General features: G+C 66.4%; 21 protein-coding genes. 16 read left to right on the top strand and 5 right to left on the bottom strand.

The annotated features are described in order from the left end of the window. Positions 1-89: 89 nt before the first annotated feature. Positions 90-551 carry an EamA family transporter gene (locus tag L1892_RS22740; protein WP_308191731.1) on the bottom strand — a complete coding sequence of 154 codons (462 nt, stop codon included), beginning with the start codon at positions 549-551 and terminating at the stop codon, positions 90-92. Between the two features lie 83 nt (positions 552-634). On the opposite strand from L1892_RS22740, the gene L1892_RS22735 reads away from it, so the two are divergent. From L1892_RS22735 to L1892_RS22720, 4 genes are all read left to right on the top strand, one after another. Then, complete coding sequence (locus L1892_RS22735) at positions 635-1,567, top strand: LysR family transcriptional regulator (RefSeq protein WP_235726053.1); 933 nt, start codon at positions 635-637, stop codon at positions 1,565-1,567. A 137-nt stretch (positions 1,568-1,704) separates the two neighbouring features. Further along, a complete protein-coding gene (locus L1892_RS22730) occupies positions 1,705-2,460 on the top strand; it encodes a hypothetical protein (protein ID WP_235726052.1) in 756 nt (251 codons plus the stop codon). 285 nt (positions 2,461-2,745) lie between these two features. Then, positions 2,746-4,917, top strand: coding sequence for an RNA polymerase recycling motor ATPase HelR (gene helR / locus L1892_RS22725; protein ID WP_235726051.1), 2,172 nt, complete (start codon positions 2,746-2,748; stop codon positions 4,915-4,917). A 155-nt stretch (positions 4,918-5,072) separates the two neighbouring features. After that, positions 5,073-5,903 (top strand): SDR family NAD(P)-dependent oxidoreductase, encoded by an 831-nt coding sequence (locus L1892_RS22720; RefSeq protein WP_235726050.1) that lies wholly within the window; start codon positions 5,073-5,075, stop codon positions 5,901-5,903. A 20-nt stretch (positions 5,904-5,923) separates the two neighbouring features. Here L1892_RS22720 and L1892_RS22715 read toward each other — a convergent pair whose 3' ends face one another. Then, positions 5,924-6,541, bottom strand: coding sequence for a transglycosylase SLT domain-containing protein (locus L1892_RS22715; protein ID WP_235726049.1), 618 nt, complete (start codon positions 6,539-6,541; stop codon positions 5,924-5,926). 657 nt (positions 6,542-7,198) lie between these two features. Here L1892_RS22715 and L1892_RS22710 point away from each other — a divergent pair. The 5 genes from L1892_RS22710 to L1892_RS22690 all read left to right on the top strand — a co-directional run bounded on the left by L1892_RS22710 (position 7,199) and on the right by L1892_RS22690 (position 12,194). Continuing rightward, positions 7,199-7,822, top strand: a complete 624-nt coding sequence (locus tag L1892_RS22710; RefSeq protein ID WP_235726048.1) for an Rv1733c family protein — start codon at positions 7,199-7,201, stop codon at positions 7,820-7,822. Between the two features lie 91 nt (positions 7,823-7,913). Beyond that, positions 7,914-8,522, top strand: a complete 609-nt coding sequence (locus tag L1892_RS22705) for a TetR/AcrR family transcriptional regulator (protein ID WP_235726047.1) — start codon at positions 7,914-7,916, stop codon at positions 8,520-8,522. Between the two features lie 117 nt (positions 8,523-8,639). Next, the gene (locus L1892_RS22700) at positions 8,640-9,989 is read left to right on the top strand and encodes a flavin monoamine oxidase family protein (RefSeq protein WP_235726046.1); all 1,350 of its coding nucleotides are present in this window, start codon (positions 8,640-8,642) and stop codon (positions 9,987-9,989) included. Positions 9,990-9,995: 6 nt separating this feature from the next. Next, positions 9,996-11,300 carry a flavin monoamine oxidase family protein gene (locus L1892_RS22695; protein ID WP_235726045.1) on the top strand — a complete coding sequence of 435 codons (1,305 nt, stop codon included), beginning with the start codon at positions 9,996-9,998 and terminating at the stop codon, positions 11,298-11,300. An 87-nt stretch (positions 11,301-11,387) separates the two neighbouring features. Then, positions 11,388-12,194, top strand: coding sequence for an SHOCT domain-containing protein (locus tag L1892_RS22690; RefSeq protein WP_235726044.1), 807 nt, complete (start codon positions 11,388-11,390; stop codon positions 12,192-12,194). 22 nt (positions 12,195-12,216) lie between these two features. Here the strand turns inward: L1892_RS22690 and L1892_RS22685 are convergent, their stop codons facing one another. Further along, positions 12,217-13,344, bottom strand: a complete 1,128-nt coding sequence (locus L1892_RS22685) for a nitronate monooxygenase (RefSeq protein ID WP_235726043.1) — start codon at positions 13,342-13,344, stop codon at positions 12,217-12,219. A 148-nt stretch (positions 13,345-13,492) separates the two neighbouring features. Between L1892_RS22685 and L1892_RS22680 the strand changes: the two genes are divergently transcribed. The 3 genes from L1892_RS22680 (at position 13,493) to L1892_RS22670 (ending at position 15,101) form a co-directional block, all read left to right on the top strand. Next, positions 13,493-14,320, top strand: a complete 828-nt coding sequence (locus L1892_RS22680) for an SDR family oxidoreductase (protein ID WP_235726042.1) — start codon at positions 13,493-13,495, stop codon at positions 14,318-14,320. A 116-nt stretch (positions 14,321-14,436) separates the two neighbouring features. Continuing rightward, positions 14,437-14,658: a hypothetical protein gene (locus tag L1892_RS22675; RefSeq protein WP_235726041.1), complete on the top strand. Its 222-nt coding sequence runs from the start codon at positions 14,437-14,439 to the stop codon at positions 14,656-14,658. A gap of 56 nt (positions 14,659-14,714) precedes the next feature. Then, positions 14,715-15,101, top strand: a complete 387-nt coding sequence (locus L1892_RS22670) for a DUF2255 family protein (RefSeq protein ID WP_235726040.1) — start codon at positions 14,715-14,717, stop codon at positions 15,099-15,101. Between the two features lie 15 nt (positions 15,102-15,116). On the opposite strand, the gene L1892_RS22665 is transcribed toward L1892_RS22670, so the two are convergent. After that, the gene (locus L1892_RS22665; protein ID WP_235726039.1) at positions 15,117-15,500 is read right to left on the bottom strand and encodes a type II toxin-antitoxin system death-on-curing family toxin; all 384 of its coding nucleotides are present in this window, start codon (positions 15,498-15,500) and stop codon (positions 15,117-15,119) included. Then, positions 15,497-15,703: a CopG family transcriptional regulator gene (locus tag L1892_RS22660; protein WP_235726038.1), complete on the bottom strand. Its 207-nt coding sequence runs from the start codon at positions 15,701-15,703 to the stop codon at positions 15,497-15,499. Before L1892_RS22660 ends, L1892_RS22665 begins: the two co-directional genes overlap by 4 nt. Before the next feature lie 106 nt (positions 15,704-15,809). On the opposite strand from L1892_RS22660, the gene L1892_RS22655 reads away from it, so the two are divergent. The 4 genes from L1892_RS22655 to L1892_RS22640 are packed head-to-tail and all read left to right on the top strand — an operon-like array spanning position 15,810 to position 22,366. Next, positions 15,810-17,252 carry a DUF3375 domain-containing protein gene (locus tag L1892_RS22655; RefSeq protein ID WP_235726037.1) on the top strand — a complete coding sequence of 481 codons (1,443 nt, stop codon included), beginning with the start codon at positions 15,810-15,812 and terminating at the stop codon, positions 17,250-17,252. Then, positions 17,249-17,827: a DUF4194 domain-containing protein gene (locus L1892_RS22650; protein WP_235726036.1), complete on the top strand. Its 579-nt coding sequence runs from the start codon at positions 17,249-17,251 to the stop codon at positions 17,825-17,827. The genes L1892_RS22655 and L1892_RS22650 overlap by 4 nt, the downstream gene beginning before the upstream one ends. Further along, positions 17,820-21,221 (top strand): ATP-binding protein, encoded by a 3,402-nt coding sequence (locus tag L1892_RS22645; RefSeq protein WP_235726035.1) that lies wholly within the window; start codon positions 17,820-17,822, stop codon positions 21,219-21,221. Before L1892_RS22650 ends, L1892_RS22645 begins: the two co-directional genes overlap by 8 nt. Next, entirely contained in the window at positions 21,218-22,366 is a 1,149-nt protein-coding gene (locus L1892_RS22640) for a Wadjet anti-phage system protein JetD domain-containing protein (RefSeq protein ID WP_235726034.1), read from the top strand. Before L1892_RS22645 ends, L1892_RS22640 begins: the two co-directional genes overlap by 4 nt. The last annotated feature ends 2 nt before the right edge of the window (positions 22,367-22,368 follow it).

Here is a 22,368-nt window from a genome sequence, read left to right as displayed (position 1 = left end):
GCTAGAGATCAACGGGTTCACAACGTGACACACCCACCAGTATCGCCCGTCCACCCGACTCAACCACGGCAAACCTTCGCATCTCCGCGTCACCGGCGAAGCCGGCCCCATAGCTCGATACCGAGCAGCGCCATGCCGGCCACCGCCAGGGACACCCACGCGAGGTCGGTCCGACTGCGGGACAGCACCGCGGCGAGGATCAGCGGGCCGGTGAACTCTATCGACACCGCCACCCCCAGCGGAAGGCGGTCGATAGCCGAGTAGAAGGCCCCGTTCATCGCCCCGATCGCGGCACCGAAAGCCACCACCGCGATCCACTGCCTCCGCGTCCAACGCCGAACGTCCGGGCGGATCACGACGAGCAGAATGGCGGCGGCGATCGTCAGCCGCAGAGTGGTGGCGCCTAGCGGTCCGACACCATCGAACATCTGCACGGCCAGGGCTGCACCGAACTGCAGCGAGACACACGAACCGAGAATCATCAGCACAGCCGGACCGGTCTGGTCGGCACGGCGCAGCACTGCGTTCCGGGGCGTCGTCATGGCTTTCATGACGCCAGCATCACCCTGGGCTATACGATCAGTCCAGTGAATGTTTTCACCGATAACCAGTCACTTCTACTTAAGATATGGCGATGCTCAATGTGACGCGCCTGCGCATCCTGCGTGAACTGCACCTGCGTGGCACGCTGGCGCAGGTCGCCGACGCACTCTCCTACAGTCCGTCGGCCATCTCCCAGCAGCTCTCGCTCCTCGAACGCGAAGTGGGCGTGCCGCTGCTCGAACACGTCGGGCGGCGAGTCCGGCTGACCGACGACGCGGTGACACTTGTCGGCCACACCGAGCTCGTGCTGGCACAGCTCGAGCTGGCCGAGGCCGAGTTGGCCGCCACCCAACCCGAGGTCAGCGGCACACTGCGGGTGGCGTCATTCCAGACGGTGCTGCTGGAGATCGCACCGCCCGCACTGACGCTGCTGAACCTGCGGTATCCATCACTGCAGGTCGAGATCACCCAGCGTGCTGTCGACGAAGCCTTCAGCGGCCTGCTGGCCCACGACTTCGACCTGATCCTCGGCGAGGAATACCCCGATCTGCCCGACCCCGTCCGCGCCGGAACCGATCGCGCCGACCTCGTCCGTGACCCGCTGTTCCTCGCGGTGCCCTCACACGGCGCATGGGCCCAACAACCGGATCGGATCGCCGACCTCGCCGACGCGCCGTGGGCGCTGGACCCACCGGGCACCGCGAGCGGCGACTGGGCGCGGGCGATGTGCCGCGGAGCTGGATTCGAGCCGCGGGTCCGGATGGAGGGCCCCGACCCGCTGCTGCACGCCCAGATGGTCCGCACCGGTCATGCGGTGGCCTTCGTGCCCGCGCTGATCGCGGCCGAGCATCTGGCCGGCGCGCAACTCGCTGCGCTGACCGGCAATCCCGAGCGCATCCTGTACACGTCGGTGCGCGCCGGGCGCGGCGGTCATCCCGCCGTGGTCGCCTTCCGCGAGGTGCTCGCCCGCGTGGCCGCCGAACGTCGGCCGGACACACCGCGTCGTCGACTGCAAGCCAGGTGAGGGTCACCTGACCGTCGTGTCGATTTCGTTGCCTTTTCTAGGCCGATCCGATGCCGCAGGCCACGCAATCCGCACCGGTCGGGCGCCTATCCTGCAGTCAAGCCGAGTGGGGGGCCGCCCGAAGGGATGGACCGCCGATGCGAACACATCGTCGCCATCGCGTACTCGCGCTGCTCGCCGCCGCCGTCACCGCGCTCACGCTCGGCGGATGCGGCAACACCCCCGACGACCCGGCACCGCGGGCCGTACCCATGCCATCCGAGGACATCCCCAGCGGCTTCGACGTCACCTTCCGATGGTTGCCGAACGGGGTCTTCGACGTCTCCGGGCAGGAGGGCACATTCGTCCGGGCGTTCGTCGAATCCTTCGAACTCGCCAACGCCGGACGATCGGTGCAGTGGGGATATCGCGGGTTCGAGGAGGCCGCGCCCTCCAACATCGCCCAGATGATCGAGGTGTATCCGGCGGAGACCTCGGCTACGCATCCCGGTGTCGGGAGCGCGTTCTTCACGGGTCTGCGGCGTGTCGACGACGCCGACTGGACTCGGATCGTTCTGTGCCGCTATGGGTATCGGTCAGTTCAGGTCGCCGACGACGAGTGGTCGGGACGGCTGGATGCGCCCCGGCCGGTCGAGATCGACTTCCGGCGGGGCGGTGTGGTCCCACCGAGCAACATCCGCGGGACGGCTCGGACACCGCATGGCGACGTCTTCGGCGACTGGCATGTCACGCGCTACGACTTCGCCGCGATATATCCCCACACCACCGCCGATGAAAGGGCATGTGCGGCGGGCACTCCGGCCGAAGTACCGACGCATCTCCCCGCGCAGGCGACATCGCCACAACCACCGATGACACCGATTCCGGGTTGGTGGGCGTCCTCGCCCCTGTAAACCACCGCGGCCCCGGCCGACCGGCCGCACGACCCCGCCTCGTGAAGACCGCTCACGCTTCGGGCCCGATCGCCGGATTCCCCTGCCCCTTTCACGATACCGCGCGACCCGGGTCTTGCCGCAAGACCCGGGTCGACCTGCACAATGGTCGTCTCCGCCCCGCCCTGCCCGACGTCGCGGAGGTGTCAACCCCACGCCGACCCGTTCCCGACGTTGCGGTCCTGTGCCGAAACCGCAACTCCACCAACACCTGACCACGCCGGTCATACCTTCGGAGCCGCCCGAATGCCACCACGCAACCCCGAGACCCGTGACGTCGCCATCTTCCACACCGCCGATCCGACAAAGTCCACCGTGGAGGTCATCGCCGACGACGAGCGCCATTTCGCGACCATGTCGGTGAGCCTCGACGCACTCATCACCGACCTGTCCGATCGACTCGACGCCGTGCGCAGGACTGCCGGACGACGGGGAAAACAGGCGGTCGAACGTGACCTGGAGATCCACGAGTTGACCGGCCGCCTGCGCACCCTGCACCGCTTCCGGCTCGATCTCTGCCTCGGCCGAATCGTCGTAGCCGAACCGGACGGCACCACCGAGATCCACTACATCGGCCGGATCGGCCTCACCGACCGATCGGGACGGCAACTCCTCATCGACTGGCGCACACCGGCGGCCGCACCCTTCTTCTCAGCGACCCCGGCCCGGCCGATGGGGTTGGTCAGCCGCCGCCGGTACCGATGGGGGCGCGGCCGCATCGTCGACTTCTGGGACGAGGCGCTGCGCCCCGACGCCGCCACCGACCCGTCGCTGGTCCTCGACGCCGACTCCGCCTTCATCGCCGGCCTCGAGGCGAACCGATCACCCCGCATGCGTGACGTGCTGAGCACGATCGCCGCCGACCAGGACGCCATCGTGCGCGCGGAATCACGCGGCGCACTGGTGGTGGACGGCGGTCCCGGCACCGGCAAAACCGTCGTCGCGCTGCATCGTGCCGCATACTTGCTCTACGCCGATCCGCGACTGGCCGGCAATCGGGGCGGCGTCTTGGTGGTCGGCCCCCACGAGCCGTATCTGGGTTACGTCGCCGATGTCCTGCCGAGCCTGGGCGAAGAGGGCGTGCACACGGTGACCCTGCGTGACCTGCTGCCCGAAGGCGCGACAGCGGTGCCCGAGAGCGACCACGTTGTCGCCCGGTTGAAATCCTCGATGGCGCTGGTCGATGCCATCGAAGCGGCCGTACGCTTCTACGAGGCTCCGCCGACCGACTCGATGACCGTGGAAACCGATTGGGCCGACGTCGAGATCACCCGCGCCGAGTGGCTCGAGGCATTCGGGGCACCCGAGTCGGGCACACCGCACAACGAGGCTCGTGACGAGGTGTGGGCAGCGCTGGTGGACCTCGTCATCGCCAAACACGACGATGACGTGCCCGCCGAGCAACTGCGGAAGTCTTTGGCGGACAACGACGAACTCACCACAGCGGTGAACCGCGCATGGCCGATGCTGGACTACACCGATCTCGTGAGCGACCTCTGGTCGGTGCCTGCCTATCTCCGGCTGTGCGCCCCGCACCTGAGCCGCGCCGAGATCGCGGTGCTGCAACGATCCGACGCGGCCGCTTGGACGGAGTCGGATCTGCCGCTGCTCGACGCCGCGCGCCGACGGCTCGGCGACCCGATGGCTGCGCAGCGACGGCGGCGCACCGCGGCCGCCCGCCACACCGACCACCAACGGATGGATCGGGTGGTCGACGAGTTGTTGGCGTCCAACACCTATGACGACGGCGACGGACTGATGTCGATGTTGCGGAGCGTCGATCTGCGCGACATCCTCGGCGACGCCAACGCCACGTCGGACACCGAGGCGGTACCGCTGTCCGGCCCGTATGCGCACATCATCGTCGACGAAGCCCAGGAACTCACCGATGCCCAGTGGCAGATGCTGTTGGCGCGTTGCCCTTCTCGTAGCTTCACGGTCGTCGGCGATCGCGCCCAGGCGCGCGCCGGGTTTGCCGAGTCGTGGTCGCAGCGGCTGGCTCGCGTCGGGTTTCGTGACGTCCGGTCGGCGACATTGACGGTGAACTATCGCACGCCCGAGGAGATCATGGCCGAGGCGGCGCCGGTGATCCGTGCGGCGCTGCCGGATGCCAACGTACCGAGATCGATCCGCGTCAGTGGCATTCCGGTCGTGACCGGCCCGGTGACCGAGCTGGATGAGGTTGTGGCCCGCTGGTCGGCGGCACACCACGAAGGGACCGCCTGTGTGATCGGCGCCCCCGACTTCGCCGCCTCCGGCCGCATCCGCTCACTGTCCCCGCAGCAGGCCAAGGGACTGGAGTTCGATCTGGTGGTGCTGGTGAACCCGGACGCGTTCGGCAGCGGACTCACCGGTGCGGTGGATCGCTATGTCGCGATGACACGCGCGACGCGGGAACTGGTGGTGCTGACCGATTGATCATCGTCATCCCAGGCGATCGGACGGTCGTCCGCCGACCAGCGCCGCGCCGCCATCGATTGTGGCCGATAGCCGCAATACCACCTCGGCCGTGACCGTCCGGTCCGTATTGTCGGCCGGGGGATCGTCGGAAACCGACCAGGAGGACTGAACTCGTGCCACAGCAGCGGACCATCGTGATCACCGGGGCCAGCGATGGGATCGGTGCAGTAACCGCGCGCGCACTCGCAGGCCCGGGTGTGGACCTCATCGTCGTGGGTCGCTCGGCGGACAAGACCGAGGCGGTCGCCGCGCAGGCCGGCGCCACCGCGTTGACCGCGGACTACGCCAAGCTCGACGACGTGCGCCGGCTCGCCGGTGAGATCCGCGACCGAGTCGGCTCGATCGACGTGCTGCTCAACAATGCGGGCGGAACCTTCGATCCGAAGAAGCGGACCGCCGACGGTCACGAACCGAACTTCCAGATCAACCACCTCGGCAGCTTCCTGCTGACCAACCTGCTGCACGATGCCCTCGCCGCCGACGGCGGTGGATTGGTGCTCAACACCTCTAGTATCGGCAATCTCGCCGGCCAGGTGGACCTCGACGACCTCGACTTCGACCGACGCCGAGCACTCGAGTTACGCTGCTACGGAACCGGAAAGCTGGAGAACATCCTCTTCACCCGCGGCATCGCCGATCGCTGGCGAGATGACGGAATCGTCTCTGCCGCAGTACACCCCGGACCTGCTGCGACGAGCTTCGGTCGCGATTCGTTCTTTGTCGGCCTGCTCTATCGCACACCGCTCAAGAAGGTCGGGACCATCACTCCCGAGCGGGGCGCCGAACCGTTGATCGCCCTGGCCAACCGGGGTGCCGACCCGACGATCAACGGCGTGTACTTCAGCCGTCACCGGGCGAATGGTCGAGAGAACCCGCAGGCGCGCAAGCAGGAACTCATCGACGGGTTGTGGGAGACCTCGGAGCGGTTGGTGGGCCTGAGCTGACGAACGCGTCGGACGAAACCTCAGTACGCCGAGCTGACGTTGTCCATCGACCCGTAGCGGTGGGCCGCGTAGTTGCAGGCCGCGACGATGTTGGAGACCGGGTTCCAGACGTCGAAAGCCGTTCCCTTGACGTGGTAGGCGGCGAAGGTCGGGTCGATCACCTGCAGCAAACCCTTCGACGGGATTCCTGCGGCGGCGTTGGAGTCATAGAGGTTGATGGCCTGCGGGTTTCCGGTCGACTCGCGCATGATGTTGCGATAGATACCGTCGTAGCTGCCGGGGATGTTGTTGGCCCGCATGATGTCGAGCGACTCACGAATCCAGCCATCGAGGTTGTCCGGATACACGGGCTTGGGTGCGGGCTTGGGCGCAGGTGCCGGAGCCGGCACCGGCGCGGGTGCCGGCGCCACAGCTGGGGTCGTGGTCGACGACTTCGCCGGGGTCTCGGCGTTGTCACCCAGGTCGATGGTGTGGGCGGTCTGGGTGATCGGCTGCTCCGCCCGGGCAGGCTCGTCCACAGCGATGGATCCTGCGGTCACCGCAGCGGCGATGGCCAGCGTTGCGGCGCCCACGACGTGGCTGGTCCGGGCGCGGGAGACGCCCCGGACACGACGAAGCGAAGTGGTGAAAACAGACATGTGAAGTGGTTCCTGATCGTTGCGGCCGCATGTCGGCCGGCAGCACTGCACATCCGGGGCACGCGTGGGCTCCCGGCTCGGTCAGCGCTGTGAGTGGACTTGTATGTGGACGACGTAGTCGTCGCGCGCATGGCGCAACACCCGGGCGAAGCGGGTTGTCTGGCGCAGATCGCTCAGACAGCGGCGGTGATGGCCCCGATGGCCAACACGAGTCCGCGGATTGCGCATGCGGTGTGGTTCCGCATAGCTATTCGACTTTCTCGTGCTGGGCAGACCGTCGCCTGCCTCGTGACAGGTAACAGATTGATATACATACCTGTGTGTTGTCCAAGTGAACGGCGATTAAAACGCTTGAAACCGGGAATATCTCCCGCCGCACGAACCGTCGTTTTGCCGCCCTGAGCTGGATATTCACACCCGGCGACGCCGGGTGACGTGTTTCACAAAGTCTGTCAACTCGAATCGCCGATTTGCGACCATTTCGTGATCAACGATGGCCGTCGGGTGTACGAGCACCAGCGCGCCGCTTCAGCCCTTCACCGAGCGCGACAGCCGGATCGGATATCGCGACGTCATCGGTGAGATCGTCCTGTGATGTTCATCCCTGTGAAGGCCTCCCACTGGCATTCCGACCGAATCCGGTGCCACCATGAATAGGTGCGTCGTGCAACCAATCCGGCCCGGGGGCGAGTGTCACCGGCGCTGACGCCGCGCTGCTGGCCGATCGCACGACTCCTGAGTCGCAATCCACTGGTCCGGCGCAACGACCGCATCGAGGCCTTGACGCTCTGCCTGGCCACCGCGCTGGCGCTGGTGGCCATCCCGTTCTCGTTCCTCGTGCACAGCGAGGTCCATGCCGCGCAGACCGCCGCGATGGAACGCCAGGCCCAGACCATCCATACCGTCCAGGCCACCGCAGTCGACGACGCGTCCGCAATCGTCACCGAGGCCGGCGGTGGCGCGATGGTGACCGCACGATGGACCTACAACTCCGTGCCGCACAACGGCAGCGTCGATGTCGACGACGGCAGCATCAACGCCGGTGACCGTTTCGACCTGTGGGTCGACGACGCAGGTGACGCCACCCATGCCCCACTGACCGCAGTCGAGGCCGCGCTGGGTTCGGTGCTGACGGCGGTCGCCTTCTACCTGGCGGTTCTCTCCCTCATCGCCCTTCTCGTGTTTGGCGCCCGTGCCGTCCTCCGCCGATTCCGGCACCGGGCATGGGACATCGATCTGGAGCTTCTCACCGGCAGCGGCGGCGGACACCTCCACCGGTGAGCATCCCGCCACCCAATCTCCTGTGCTATTGCTGAGGCTGATCACAGCGGCCTCTCCACTATCGGCGGGGCACGTCGCCCGAAGGTGAGAGATGCCCTACGTCGAGTCATCGGTCCGTACCAGGCAGGCCGTCGCCGCGGCCCGCGCCGTCATGATGCGGGAGGGCATCACGCGGCTGACGATGCGTGCGGTGGCCAACGAGGCAGACATCCCGCTGGGCACTCTTCAGTACGTCTTCCCCAACAAGCTCGGCCTGCTGCACGCGGTCATCTCCGATGTCGTCGACGAAATCGCCGATGTGCTGCGCGACTCAGCCGACATCGACTCCGGCCTGGGCAACGCCATCGGCAACGGACTGCGCAACTTCTGGTCAGTGCTGGTGATCGACCATCGCGACCTCCAGCTGCTGCAGCTCGAGTTGGTCACCTACGCCTTGCGCACGCCTGGTCTCGAAGACCTGCCGCGCTGGCAGTACGAGCGGTATTGCCAGGTCGTCGAGGACTGGTGTCGGCGCGCGGCAGCCCGGGCGGACGAGACCGCAGCCGTGCCCTATGACCAACTCGCCCGCGTCTTGGTGGCCGGCATCGACGGCCTGATCGTCCAGCACGTCATCGCGCCGGATTCCGACCGGGCGAGCGCGGACGTGGAGGCCCTGATCCGGATGATCACCGACCTCGCGTCGGTGCGATCCGCCGGCTGAATCAACCCTTGTGGACCGATGTGACCTCCCCTACACTCGCTTCAAGTCATACGTATGACTGAGTTTGCGGCTCGGGTGCACATCCCCCCGAGCCGATCAGCGCCGAAAGGGAATCCCATGGATAACGTCGACGTGGTGGTGGTCGGAGCCGGGCTCGCCGGACTCAGCGCAGCGCGGTCACTGGTCGCCAACGGTCGCACTGTCGCAGTCCTCGAAGCGCGCGACCGGGTTGCCGGCCGCACCTTCGGTGGGGCGCTCGCGAACGGGGTACCGGTGGAGCTGGGCGGACAGTGGGTGGGGCCCACCCAGGATGCCGTCCTCGAACTGATCGACGAGCTCGGCCTCGAGACGTTCCGCACCTACGACGACGGCGACTCGCTGACTGTTTACGACGGAGCGGTCGTGCGATATGCCGACGACACCTTCGGGCTTCCGATGGAGTCGGCTGTGGAGGTCGGGCGACTCTGGGAGGAGATCACCACGCTGGCCGAAACGGTCTTGACGTCAGCCCCCTGGGAGACGACCGACGCAGACTACTTGGACCGCCGAACACTCGACGAATGGTTGCGCACCAACACCTCCGACACGCTTGCACTACGCTTGTTCCGCGTCCTGGTACCGGCACTGTTCTCCGCGGAGACACCGGAGCTCTCGCTGCTGCACTTCCTGTTCTATGTGAAGTCGGGAACCAGCCTCGAGTCCCTGGTCACGACGACCGGTGGCGCCCAGGAGTCACGGGTTGTCGGTGGGACACATCGCATCTCGGAGCGGATGGCCGAGGACCTCGGTGACCGGGTCCGCCTGCGCACCGTGGTGCGTGACATCCGAGCGGACACCGACGGCGTGGTGGTCGGTTTCGCGGGCGGCGAGATTCACGGGAAGCACGTGATCGTCGCAGTCCCCCAGACCCTGGCCGGTCGCATTCGCTACACCCCGCCATTGCCTGCCGCCAGAGACGCACTGACCCAACAGATCCCGGCCGGTTCGGTGATCAAGTTCCACGTGGCCTACCCGACACCGTTCTGGCGCGAGGAGGGACTCAACGGATTCGTGCTGAGCCTCGACGATGAGTTCAACGTGACCCTGGACAACTCCCCAGCGGACGGATCATGCGGCGTCATCGTCGGTTTCCTCGAGGGCGCACACGCTCGTCGTGCCGCGGAACTCTCCGCCGACGAGCGGCGCGACCGGATCGTCGGCAACCTCGTCACCTACTTCGGCGCACGAGCCGCCGGGCCCACCGAGGTAATCGAACAGGACTGGACCGCAGAGGAGTTCACCCGCGGATGCTATGGCGGCCGACTCGGCGCCGGCGTGTGGACGCAGTACGGCCGCGTGCTCGCGGCACCGGTCGGTCGGATCCACTGGGCCGGTGCGGAAACCTCCGATGTGTGGAACGGGTACATGGACGGCGCGATCCGATCCGGCCGACGCGCCGCGGTCGAAATCCTGGCCGGTGAGGACTGAGCGGCGATGACGGAACCGGCTCAGATCCACACGACCGTGGCCATCGTCGGGGCGGGACTCTCGGGACTGACGGCCGCGACCGAACTACACCGGCGCGGCGTCGACGTCGTGATTCTGGAGGCGGCCGATCGAGTGGGTGGCCGGGCATTCAGTGCGACATCGATTTTCGGTTCTCGTCTGGACCTCGGCGGCCAGTGGGTCGGCCACGGACACGACCGGTTGACGCGGCTCGCGGCGGACTGCAACGCCACAGTGTTTCCGATGCGCACGGGTCGGATACCGGTGATTGTGGACGGCCCGCGGACGGTGTCGGCGGCGTCTGGGTCGGTGCTGACCGCAGCGGCGGCACTGACCATCGTGGGTACCCTCGCCAGACTCGGGATGCCAGAGCGCTGGAACTCGTCAAGCGTCGCCGGATGGATTCGCCGCGTGCCTGGTCGACGCGCCCGGCGGTTACTCGAGGTCATCGCTGCGGTGGCGTCCACCGCCGACACCGACCGACTCTCCGTTCACGCACTCACCCCGATGATCAGTCACGAGGGCGGATTGACCGGCATGCTGTCGAGCAGCGGCGGCGCTCAGGAGTCATTGGTACTCGAGGGCGTCGGCACCCTGACCGACACCTTGGCCGAGGAACTCGGCTCTCGGGTACACACCGGCTGTCGGGTGACCGCGATCTCGCAAACCGCGGATTCCGCGACTCTGCGCACGCACGCCCTCACCGTGGTCGCCGACAGGGTCGTCGTCGCCGTCCCGCCGCCCGTGGTCGCGTCCATCGACATGGACCCAGCGCTTCCGCCGACCCGCATTGCTCTGCAGCACAACACCTACATGGGTTCGGTCTACAAGGCCATCGCGGTGTATTCGCGACCGTTCTGGCACGCACGTTCCGGAGCCGAGTTCATGATGCTCGGACACCCCGGCGCAGCGGTCTACGACACCACGGCACCGGAGGGTCCGGGTCATCTCTGCTTGCTGGTCGCCGGCCCGGAGGCGCGTGAGCTCGACGAGCTGACCACCGAGCAGCGACAAGGCGCGCTCCTCGGGGCGTTGGCGGCCCACCTCGGGCCGGAGGTCACCGCGCCGTCCGACTGGCACGAGAAATCATGGCACCTCGACGAGTTTGTGGGCGGCGGCTATCTGGCACTGCCACATATCGGCACCACCGAGGGATTCCTCCCGATGCCATCCGACCCGGTCGGTCGCCTGCACTGGGCCGGAACCGAGACCGCCCGTGAGCACGCCGGCTACCTGGAAGGTGCCATCGAATCGGGTCACCGGGTCGCCGGTGAAGTGCTCTCAACCCTCTGACCGGGGTCGAAGCGTCGCCGGCCGATGCGCACCACACCGATCCCTGTACCCTCGGATCCGGCATCGCCCGACGAAGGAATCACCGACATGAACCAGGCCCTCACCCCTGAAGCCGACGCAGCAGTCAATGATGTGGCACAACGCCACGGTCTCTCACGCGATGCGGTCGTGTCCATGCTGGTGGCCGTCAACGCGGGTGGGGGCACGATGGCCCAGTTCTCGGTCCCCGAGTTGGGCGGTTCCGGCCAGTGGATGCGCGGCGGGATGACGATGGTCGGCAACATGTTCGACAATGCACTCAAGGCGCGCGTCGACGCACTGTGCAACGAGCTGTCCCAGTTGCTGGCCACGACCCAGGTTTTCCCGCCGCTGCCGGCCGGCAGCGCCGGCGTGTTCGGGTCCAACAACTGGTGGCCGGCCGAACTCGGGGTGCCGAGTTCGACCGGTGGACAGAACCAATCTCGCTACGCGATTTTCCCGAGTACCCGCCGACTGGCCGTCGACACCTCCGGCGTGGTCCGCATTTTCGACACCGGCGACCACAACATCGGGGGCGTGCAACAGCAGCAAGGCGGGTCGGCGGGATCGTTGCTGTTCACCAGCCAGTACGGAACCTTCGACGTCTCCAGTCTGCCGGAGGTGGGCATCGGGGCACCCGCCGCCGGGTCTGTCGATGCACCGGTACAGGACAATCCGCCGCAGCAACCGTCGAACTCCGCGCACTCGGCTCCGCAGCAGGACTCGACGTACCCTGCCCCCTCCGCCGGTGAGGACCCCGGCGATTCGACCGCGATCATCAACGCGATCGAGTCACTGGCCGGACTTCATCAGCGCGGCATCCTCTCCGACGAGGAATTCGCCGCCAAGAAGGCAGAACTGCTCGGCCGCCTCTGAGCCTCACCTGCTCCCCGGGGGATCAGGGGGCGACGTTGGCCAGTGCATCCAATGACGACGTTGCGTCGATGTATTCCTGCACCCATCGTTCGATGACCGCCGACGACTTCTCCACCTTCTGGAACTGCCCGACCACCTGGCCGACCGGGTTGAAGGCGACATCGATGCTCTCGTCGGGATGTTTGTGGGTAGCGGCGACCGCCATCCCGGACACCATGTACTGCAACGGCATTCCCAGCGGGTCGGGGGTGTTGGGGTCTTCCCACGCCTCGGTCCAGTCGTTCCGTAACATCCGGCACGGTTTGCCGGTGAACGAGCGGCTGCGCACCGTGTCACGGCTACCCGCGTCGATGTAGGCCTTCTGCTGGATCGGAGTGTTCTCCGACTCCTCCACCATCAGCCACTGCGATCCGGTCCATGCTCCCTGGGTGCCGAGTGCAAGTGCGGCGGCGATCTGCTGTCCGCTGCCGATGCCGCCCGCCGCCAACACGGGGCGCGGTGCGACAGCCTTGACGACCTGCGGCCACAGCACGATCGAACCGACCTCACCGCAGTGGCCACCGCCTTCGCCGCCTTGGGCGATGATGATGTCCACGTCGGCCTCGGCGTGCTTGAGCGCCTGCTGCGGAGAGCCGCACAGCGCCGCCACCTTGCGTCCGGAATCGTGGATCTTCTGGATCATGTCGGGCGGCGGGGTGCCGAGCGCGTTGGCGATGAGCTTGACTTTCGGGTGCTGCAGCGCGATCTCCACCTGCGGCGTCGCGGTGGCCTCGGTCCAACCGAGTAGCTGCAGGGAATTGTCGTCATCCTCGTTGAGCGGGACGCCGTGGTCGAGCAGCAGCTTGCGACCGAAGTCGAGGGTCTCGGCAGGCACCATCGACTGGAGCATCGTAGTGAGCTCCTCGGTCGACATGTTGGCGTCCATGCCCTCGTACTTGTTGGGGATCACGATGTCGACACCATAGGGGCGATCGCCGATGTGGTCGTCGATCCAGTTCAATTCGATCTCGAGTTGTTCGGGCGTGAAGCCGACCGCACCCAGTACGCCGAAACCACCGGCCTTGCTGACAGCAACCACCACGTCGCGGCAGTGGGTGAATGCGAAAATCGGGAACTCGATACCGAGCTCATCGCAGATCGGGGTGTGCATGCGTACTCCTTCGGCACCGAAACCTTACTAGAACCTGTTCTTGTTTTGATACTAGACCGCCCACGCGGCAGCAAGCACACGATGTGTCGATTCGGTGCAATGGACGTTGACGCCAGTGATGGAACACGTTCTAATGCGTCGGGTGGACATGACAGGAAAATCGGTCCTGGTGACCGGCGGCGGTACCGGCATTGGCGCGGGGATCGCATCCGTGTTGGTCGAGTGCGGCGCCACCGTCACCATCGTCGGTCGCACTGCCGAGCGTCTCGAGAACACGGCAGCGAAACTGAACGCGTCGTCGGGACGTGCCTCCGTGCACACCCATGTCGCTGACGTCACGGACGAGGAGCAGATCGCGGAAGCGGTCCGAACCGCGAGTGGTCGTGGCGGCCTGCACGGCGCGGTGGCCTGCGCCGGCGGCAGCGAGACGATCGGCCCGATCACCCAGATGGACTCGGACGCCTGGAAGCGTACCGTCGACCTCAACGTCAACGGGACCATGTTCACGCTTAAACACTCCGCGCGCGAACTGGTTCGAGCCGGCGGCGGGTCGTTTGTCGCGATCTCGTCGATCGCCGCGAGCAATACTCATCGGTGGTTCGGCGCCTACGGGGTCACCAAGTCCGCGGTGGACCACATGGTGGCCTTGGCCGCCGACGAGTTGGGCACAAGTGGTGTGCGGGTCAACGGGATACGGCCCGGCCTGGTGCGCACCGACCTGGTGGCCGCAGTGCTCGACGACAAATCACTCAGCGGGGACTACCGCATCAACACCCCGCTGCCCCGGATCGGCGAGGTCGACGACATCGGCTGGATGGCGGCGTTTCTGCTCAGCGAGCGTTCTGGCTGGATCACCGGGCAGGTGATCAATGTCGATGGCGGTCAAATGCTTCGCCGCGGACCGGATTTCAGTTCGATGCTGGAACCGCTGTTCGGCACCGACGGGTTGCGCGGGGTCGTCGAGGAATCGTCCTGACGCGCATCGCTCCTCGGTACTGGCCGACGCCACTCGGTAGTGCGGCCCGCCGAAATCACCCATTGCCACACCGATATCGGCATCCTGGAGTGGTCGTCACGTCAGGAAGGTGACCGATGGGCGAACTCGACAACACGGTGAACGTGGTGATGCTGCTCCTGGTTCTCGGTACTGGCATCGCGGCCACCGCGTGCGCGATCGCGGCCGCGTACGTCTACCTGCGTCCGGGTCGCGACCGCTCCGCCGGCGATCGACTCGCCAAGCGGTGGTTGGTGGCGACCGCGATCCTCGGGTTCACCGCCATCGGTTTGCGGTTCGTGTGGGTGCTGCTGCTCTGACTGTCGCGCACATCGGAGCCACCTGCACGTCGTCCGGCGGTCGGTACCCTGACGGCATGAGCGGACGCTGGTCGCTGGACATGTTGTCGACCGTCGAGGCCATGCGGGAATTGGAGATCGCCGCACGCCGCCCCGATGGCCGATTGCTGCGCTTCACGCCAGTCTGGGTGGTGCGGTCCGAGGACGCCGTCTATGTCCGCACCTGGTATCGGCGCGAGTCCGGTTGGTATGGCCACGCATCGGCTTCCGGCATGGCTCGCGTGCGGCTCGGCGCGGACGAGCTCGACGTATCAGTCACCGACGTAGGTGCGCTCGTCGGCCGACTTCGGGAAGCGGTCGACGCGTCGTATCACGCGAAGTACGGAGGGCCCGGATCCGGCTCGGTCGACCGGATGGTGGGCGACGAGGCAGCACAGACGACGCTGCGGTTGATGCCTGTGTAGGCGATGCTGCCCCGGTCACGGGCTACGTTGACTCCAGGTCCGCAGCTGATCTGCGATGCGATCAAGTGCGTCCACGCCACCGGTCGCCACGTCGATGACGAATGCGAAACGGTCGTTCTCCGACGCCGTGATCCACTGCCCGTTCATGCCCAGGAATGTCAGGCACACCGCCCAGGCAGTTCGCTTGTTGCCATCGACGAGCGCGTGGTTGCGCGTCATCGACTGCAACAGCGCCGCTGCCTTGAGGTGGAGGTCGGGGTATGCGTCCTCGCCGAAGACCGAGGCGCGAGGTCGGGCCAGTGCGGACTCGAGCAGTCCGTAGTCACGAATGTCGGGAGGTGCGCCGAGCGCGAGTCTCGCTACGTCGAGCACGTCTTCGAGGTCCAGATACTCGGTCATGCGTCCTTGAGTCGCTCCAACACGCCCGCTTCTTCGCTGACAACCCGACGCGCAACCGCATCGACCTTGGTCTTGTGTTCGCGACGCGCGATGTACTCGTCGATTGCCGACAGCGCGACCGCTTGCATGGAACGGCCTTCGGCTTCGGCCTGTCTTCGCAGAGCCTCGGTCTGCGCCTCACTGGTCCGCAGTGTCATACCCACCTCCGTGACGATACCAGTGTGATACCACCCCCTTGGATCGAGCACTGATCAATGACGTACCAGACGTCGGCCTCTACCTGTCGGCCCCATTGCCTACCCTTGACCCGTGGACTTCGACGCATTCGGCAGCCTGTGGGATCGACATCCCGCCTGGCGGCTGCTGCGTGCCCACAACTCGCCGCTCATCCTGACGTTTCTCGGGAACTTCTTCGTCGAGGGCAATCGCGGAGCGAGTTCGGCCAGTGAGCTTGCCGGCGCCCTGGACGACCTGCTCTACGAACTCAACGGCACGTCACCGACCGAGGACGGCCAGCCCCGGTTCCCGAAGGAACCACGTGCCTACCTCGAGGACTGGGCGGCCACCGAGGCGGGGTTCCTGCGTCGCTTCTATCCGCCCGGCGACGACGAGGTGCACTATGAGGTCACCCCCGCCCTCGAGAAGGCCTACGCCTGGGTGGTCTCGCTGCAGGGGCGGTCGTTTGTCGGGACCGAATCGCGCCTGCACACCGTCGTCGAACTGCTGCGACAGATCGTGCACGGCACCGAGGCCGACCCGGAGATCCGGCTGGCCGAGCTGCGTCGCCGTCGCGCCGAGATCGACGCCGAGATCGAGGCGGTCGAATCCGGCGACGTCTCGGTGCTCGATGAGACCGGCGTTCGCGACCGCTACCAGCAGATGTCGGCGACCGCGCGTGAACTCCTCTCCGACTTTCGGGAGGTCGAGGACAACTTCCGACTCCTCGACCGCGCCGCCCGCGAGAAGATCGCGTCCTGGGACGGCCCCAAGGGTGAATTGCTCGCCGAGCTGGTGGGCAGCCGCTCGGAGATCGCCGGTTCCGACCAGGGCCGCAGCTTCGCGTCGTTCTACGAGTTCCTGCTCTCCGACGCCCGGCAGGCCGAGCTGTCCGACCTACTGGCCACGGTGTCCTCGCTGGACATCGTCGATGCCGACCGCCGCATCCGCGGCATCCACCACGACTGGTCGGAAGCCGCCGACCGCACGCAACGCACCGTGCGCCAGATCTCCGAACAACTGCGGCGGTTCCTCGACGATCAGGTGTGGCTGGAGAACCGCCGCGTCCTCGACCTCGTTCGGTCAGTGGAGGCGACCGCCCTCGAGATCCGCGGCCGGGAAACACGTTTCGGACTCGAAGTCGATCAGCCTGGTATCGAGATCGTTTTACCCTTCGAGCGACCGCTGTACCAGCAGCCCGCTGCGGTGACCGTGGAGAGCACCATCGATGAGACCACCGAACAAGTCGATGCGGACCTGCTGTTCACCCAGACGTTCGTCGACCAGGCCCGGCTGGCCGCCAACATCCGCGCCATCCTGCCGGAGCGATCGTCGGCGTTGCTGTCCGACGTCATCGACATGTACCCGATCGAGCAGGGTGCGGCCGAGATCGTCGGCTACCTTGCACTCAACGACGACGACGTCAGCGTCGACATCGATGACACCGACGAGACGCTGCTGGAATACCCCGACCCCGACGATCCCGAGACCACCAAACGGGCACGGCTACCGAGAGTCACGGTGAGACGACGATGACCGACGAACGCACCGTCGCAAGCGCGATCATCCGGCTGATGCAGGGTGTGGTGTATCGCGAGTCCGACGAGGACACCTGGGGCACCCTCGAACGCTCGGGCGCCGGCGTGCGCGATCACTTCGCCACCATCGGCGTCGACGTGGTGGTCGACGATTCCGAAGGTTACGCCTATCTGCGGTCACGCCCGGAAGAAGAAGGTGACGAACCACTTCCGAGGCTGGTGCGTCGACGTGCGTTGACCTACAACGTGAGCCTGCTGCTGGTGTTGCTGCGTAAACGGTTGCTGGAGTTCGAGATCACCGGCGGCGAAGGACGACTCGTACTGTCGACCGAGCAGATCGTGGAGATGCTGCGGCTGTTCCAAGCCGAATCCACCAACGAGGCTCGGCTGGTCGACCAGGCGGAGACGACGATCAAGAAGACCGTCGAACTCGGGTTCCTGCGGCAGCTGCGCGGGCAGACCGACCAGTGGGAGGTGCGACGCATCATCAAGGCCTACATCGACGCGCAAACACTGTCGGACTTCGCTGGGAAGTTGCGCGAGTACGCCGGAACGGCGAGCGCCGATGAGTGAGGGGCTGTTCTCGTCAGTCGAACTTGCCGCACCAAACGGCGGGGCCGGATTCCGACTACAGCATGTCGAGGTGTTGAACTGGGGAACCTTCGATCGGCAGGTGTGGCGGCTGACGCCCAACACCGATACCGCGCTGCTGACCGGCGACATCGGTTCGGGCAAGTCCACTTTGGTCGATGCGGTGACCACGCTGCTGATGCCGGCACACAAGATCGCCTACAACAAGGCCGCGGGCGCCGAGGCCAAGGAACGCACACTACGCTCCTATGTCGAGGGCCACTACAAGTCGGAGCGCCAAGAGGCGACCGGCCGGTCCCGTGCCAAGGGGTTGCGTCAGGACCGCAGCACCTACTCGGTGATCCTCGGCGTGTTCACCAACCCCGGCTACGACGAAACCGTCACCCTCGCACAGGTATTCCAGCAGCGCGACAGCGCGGGGCAGCCGTATCGCTTCTACGTCACCGCGACCAAACAGCTCGCCATCGCCACCGACTTCGCCGACTTCGGTTCCGACCTACGTGACCTGCGCAAGCGGTTGCGGTCGGGCGGCGCCGACGTGGTCGACGAGTTCCCCAAGTACTCGACATCGCTGCGGCGGTTGCTCGGCATCCGGTCCGAGCAGGCCCTCGAACTGCTGCATCAGACCGTGTCGATGAAGTCGGTGGGCAATCTCAACGACTTCGTCCGCGGCCACATGCTCGAACCCAGCGACTCCACCGACCGTGTTCGCGACATCATCGCCCATTTCGATGACCTCACCAAGGCCTACGACGCGGTCAAGCGGGCCCGCGAACAGCTCGAGGTGCTCGACCCGATCGTGGCGACCGTACAGAAGTACGACGCCGCCCTCGCCGAGCGCGACGCCCTGGACCTGCAACGCGCGGCGGTGCGATTGTTCATCGCCGAACACCGCTCTGGGCTGCTCGCCGGCGAGATCGCCACCCTCACCGCCGAGGGTGAACGTCTGCTGCGCGAGCAGGACGACGCCAAAGCGCAGCAACGCAATCTGAGCCGCGAACGCGAGTCACTCATCGAGGAACGTGCCCGGGCCGGCGGCGACCGGGTCGGCGAGTTGGAACGCCTCGCCGCCGTTGCCCGCGATGACGTGCGCAAACGCCGGCACGGCCGCACCTTGTTCGATTCGACGGTCGCCGACGCCGCGTTCGAACCGGTCACCACCGCCGAACAATTCACCGCCCTGCGTGGGCTGATCACCGATGAGCGACCGCGGCTGGCCGAGACCAAACACACCCTCGACGCGTCGACGGCCGATGCCATCGGACGCGAGAAAGACGCGGCTCGCCGATGTGACGCCATCCGCGACGAACTCGACGACCTCGCCAACCGCACCAGCAATCTCCCACCCGATCAGGTACAGCTGCGCGATCAGCTGTGTATCGATCTGGGGCTGACGCATGACGATCTTCCCTATGCCGGTGAGCTTCTCGACGTCGACGAGGAGCACGCGGAATGGCGGGGCGCGGCCGAGCGGGTGCTGCGCGGGTTCGCATTGTCGCTACTGGTGCCGCAACAGCACTACGAGGCGGTCACGCAGTGGGTCAACGGCCGACGGCTCACCTTCCAGGGCGCCGGTGGGCGCACCGTCGGCGCGAAACTCGTTTACGAGCGGGTGCCGGCGCGGCGGGTTCCTTTGCAGCGTCAGGATTCTGGAACGTTGCTGCTCGCCGACTGTCTGGAGATCAAACAGGGCCCGTTCGGGGACTACCTGCGCGACGAACTGATCAAACGGGCCGACCATCAGTGTGCGGCAACACTCGAGGAGTTCCGCGCGGCGAAACGGGCGGTCACCCGCGAGGGCCAGGTCCGCTCCGGCGGACGGCACGAGAAGGACGACCGGCACCGCGTCGACGATCCGCGCCGCTGGGTGCTGGGCTGGGCCAATGAACGCAAGATCGCCGCGTTGCGTGAGGATCTCGACGATCTGGACCGTCAGCGGACGGCGGCCGCCGCCGAGGTGGTCTCGCTGTCGGAGGAACGGGATGCGCTGCAGACCCGCCGGGAGGCGCTCGCCCGCCTCGACGGCTTCCACTCGTGGGCCGACCTCGATGTCGAGGAAGCCCAACGCCGCGCCGACGAGTGCGAGGCCGAACGGGCCCGGCTGGAGTCGGGTTCCTCACGGCTGCAGGAGATCACGACGGCGCTGGAACGCAACAGCGAACTCGCGACACAAGTGGCCACCACCATCGACGAGCTCACCGGCAAGCTGGCCACCACGGCTGCGACCACCCATCAGGCCGAGCAGCACCGCAAGCGCGATGACGAGTTCATCGCCGACCACTCCGATGCCGACCTCACCACTGCGCGCGCCTCGTATGAGGCTCTGGCACAACGACTCAGCGGATCGTTGCCGACCCGCGCCGCCGATTGTGCCGCCGCGGAGAACTCGCTGTCGTCCACATTGCATCAGCGGATCGAGCGATTGACCCGCGAACTCGGTGGTTTCGGGCAGAGCATGGCCCAGCAGATGGCCGAGGTGCTGCGTCGTTGGCCCGACCTGCGCGCCGACATGGATGCCAACGTCGATGCCCGCGCCGACTTCGTCGCATTTCGCGAACGGGTCGCCACCGACGACCTGCCGCGCTTCGAGTTCGAGTTCAAGGAACAGCTGAACAAGAATGCCATCCAGGAGCTCGCCGGGTTCAACAACTGGCTGCACCGACAGGCCGCGTCCATCGACGAGCGCGTCGCCCGGATCAACGAGGCGCTGGGGGCGGTGCCCTACAACCCCGGCCGCTATATCCGTCTGGAACGCGAGTCCACCACGAATCAGGATGTGGCACAGTTCCGTTCCGATCTACGGAACCTGACCAATGACAGCCTCGCCGTCGACGGGGACCAGTACTCCGAGCAACGCTTCCTGGATGTCAAGCGGATCATCGAACGGTTCCGCGGCCGTGACGGGCATGCCGATTCCGACAAGAACTGGACCCGACGCGTCACCGATGTCCGCAACTGGTTCGTGTTCTCCGCGTCCGAGCGTGATGTCGACACCGACGTCGAGTGGGAGCATTACAGCGATTCCGACGGTAAATCCGGTGGCCAGAAGGAGAAGCTCGCCTACACCATCCTCGCGGCGTCGCTGGCGTATCAGTTCGGGTTGGAGTGGGGTGTGGAGAAATCCCGCGACTTCCGGTTTGCGGTGATCGACGAGGCATTCGGTCGTGGTTCGGACGTCTCGACCCGATACGCATTGGATCTGTTCGCGAAACTCGGCCTTCAGTTGCTCATCGTGACCCCGTTGCAGAAGGTGCACGTGATCGAGCCGTATGTGAAAGCCATCGGCTTCGTCGACAACCCGACCGGCACCTTCTCCCGCCTGCAGACGATGACGATCGAGGAGTACCGGTCGCGCCGCGACGGACGACTGAAGTGAGCCGACGCTGGACCACCCCCGACGACATCGCCGCCAAGGTCCGACGTCGGTGGGATGACGGATCGCTGCTGCGGTCTCATGCCAACCGAGAACCGTTCGATCCCATCGTGACTCCACTGCGCGGTCCCACGGCGTCGGAGATCGGCGCGGACCTCGGCGCCGCCCGCGACTGGGTTACGGCCCTGGACACGGGACGCCGCGACGATCGGCGCTTTGCGTTGCAGTGGCAGTCGGTCGGTGGGCGCCATGTCGGCCGTAACCAGGTGCCGGCCCGCGCCGTGGTGTCCTCGTTCGAGCAGGCGTGGACGCTGCTGGGCGTGACGGCGACAGTCCGGCGGTACGACGAGCTCCTCGATCTCGCCGCCGCGCACCCGGCGGTCCGCACGTGGATGGTCCGATATCCCTTGCGCGCACTGGAATTGGCGGACGAGATGGCACGTCTGATCGCCGCGTACGCGTGGCTCGACGAGTATCGCTCCTCTCGCCGGTACCTGCGTGAGATCAGCGCGCCCGGTGTGGACACCAAGTTCGCCGAACGGCACCGTGCGGTCCTTGCCGCCATGCTCGGGGTGTCGACGTCGGCGTCGGGCTTCCTGGCCGATCTCGGCCTGCACGGCAAACCCGAGTTCGTGCGCTTGCGGTTCGCGGCGTCGGTGGGGTTGCCCGCGCCGCTGACCGAGCTGACGGTGCGCGCTGACGAACTCGCGCGGCTCGAGCTGCGGCCGCGCAGTGCACTCGTGATCGAAAACGAGATCACCTACCTGAGTGTCGACGTCCCCGACGACGGTGTGGTGCTGTGGGGCAAGGGTTTCGAGGTCGATCGAATCGGTCGCCTGCCCTGGCTTGCCGATGTCCCCATCCGCTACTGGGGTGACCTCGATACCCACGGTTTCGCCATCCTCGACCGCATGCGTGCCTGGTTGCCGCAGACCGAGTCGGTGCTGATGGATCGGGACACCCTGATGACGCACCGGGACCGCTGGGTCACCGAACAACGCCCCGCGTCGTCGGATCTCACGCATCTGACCCGCGGCGAGCACGAGCTCTACACCGACCTCGTCACCGACGCCCTCGGCGAGCGTGTGCGGCTTGAACAGGAACGCATCGATTGGTCCTGGGTCCGGCGAAACCTCGGACCGGTGTGACG

The sequence above is a fragment of the Gordonia tangerina genome (assembly GCF_021556435.1).
Taxonomy (GTDB): domain Bacteria; phylum Actinomycetota; class Actinomycetes; order Mycobacteriales; family Mycobacteriaceae; genus Gordonia; species Gordonia tangerina.
Note: the sequence above shows the minus strand (reverse complement) of the source record. Positions and strands in the feature narration are given on the sequence as shown.

Excerpts from the sequence above, each read along its gene's own strand:
- L1892_RS22700 (WP_235726046.1), top strand. The coding sequence starts at position 8,640 with ATGGATAACGTCGACGTGGTGGTGGTCGGAGCCGGGCTCGCCGGACTC.
- L1892_RS22730 (WP_235726052.1), top strand. The coding sequence starts at position 1,705 with ATGCGAACACATCGTCGCCATCGCGTACTCGCGCTGCTCGCCGCCGCC.
- L1892_RS22670 (WP_235726040.1), top strand. The coding sequence starts at position 14,715 with ATGAGCGGACGCTGGTCGCTGGACATGTTGTCGACCGTCGAGGCCATG.
- L1892_RS22695 (WP_235726045.1), top strand. The coding sequence starts at position 9,996 with ATGACGGAACCGGCTCAGATCCACACGACCGTGGCCATCGTCGGGGCG.
- L1892_RS22740 (WP_308191731.1), bottom strand. The coding sequence starts at position 551 with ATGAAAGCCATGACGACGCCCCGGAACGCAGTGCTGCGCCGTGCCGAC.
- L1892_RS22735 (WP_235726053.1), top strand. The coding sequence starts at position 635 with ATGCTCAATGTGACGCGCCTGCGCATCCTGCGTGAACTGCACCTGCGT.
- L1892_RS22690 (WP_235726044.1), top strand. The coding sequence starts at position 11,388 with ATGAACCAGGCCCTCACCCCTGAAGCCGACGCAGCAGTCAATGATGTG.
- L1892_RS22650 (WP_235726036.1), top strand. The coding sequence starts at position 17,249 with ATGACCGACGAACGCACCGTCGCAAGCGCGATCATCCGGCTGATGCAG.
- L1892_RS22645 (WP_235726035.1), top strand. The coding sequence starts at position 17,820 with ATGAGTGAGGGGCTGTTCTCGTCAGTCGAACTTGCCGCACCAAACGGC.
- L1892_RS22685 (WP_235726043.1), bottom strand. The coding sequence starts at position 13,344 with ATGCACACCCCGATCTGCGATGAGCTCGGTATCGAGTTCCCGATTTTC.
- L1892_RS22705 (WP_235726047.1), top strand. The coding sequence starts at position 7,914 with ATGCCCTACGTCGAGTCATCGGTCCGTACCAGGCAGGCCGTCGCCGCG.
- helR (WP_235726051.1), top strand. The coding sequence starts at position 2,746 with ATGCCACCACGCAACCCCGAGACCCGTGACGTCGCCATCTTCCACACC.
- L1892_RS22665 (WP_235726039.1), bottom strand. The coding sequence starts at position 15,500 with ATGACCGAGTATCTGGACCTCGAAGACGTGCTCGACGTAGCGAGACTC.
- L1892_RS22680 (WP_235726042.1), top strand. The coding sequence starts at position 13,493 with ATGACAGGAAAATCGGTCCTGGTGACCGGCGGCGGTACCGGCATTGGC.
- L1892_RS22675 (WP_235726041.1), top strand. The coding sequence starts at position 14,437 with ATGGGCGAACTCGACAACACGGTGAACGTGGTGATGCTGCTCCTGGTT.
- L1892_RS22715 (WP_235726049.1), bottom strand. The coding sequence starts at position 6,541 with ATGTCTGTTTTCACCACTTCGCTTCGTCGTGTCCGGGGCGTCTCCCGC.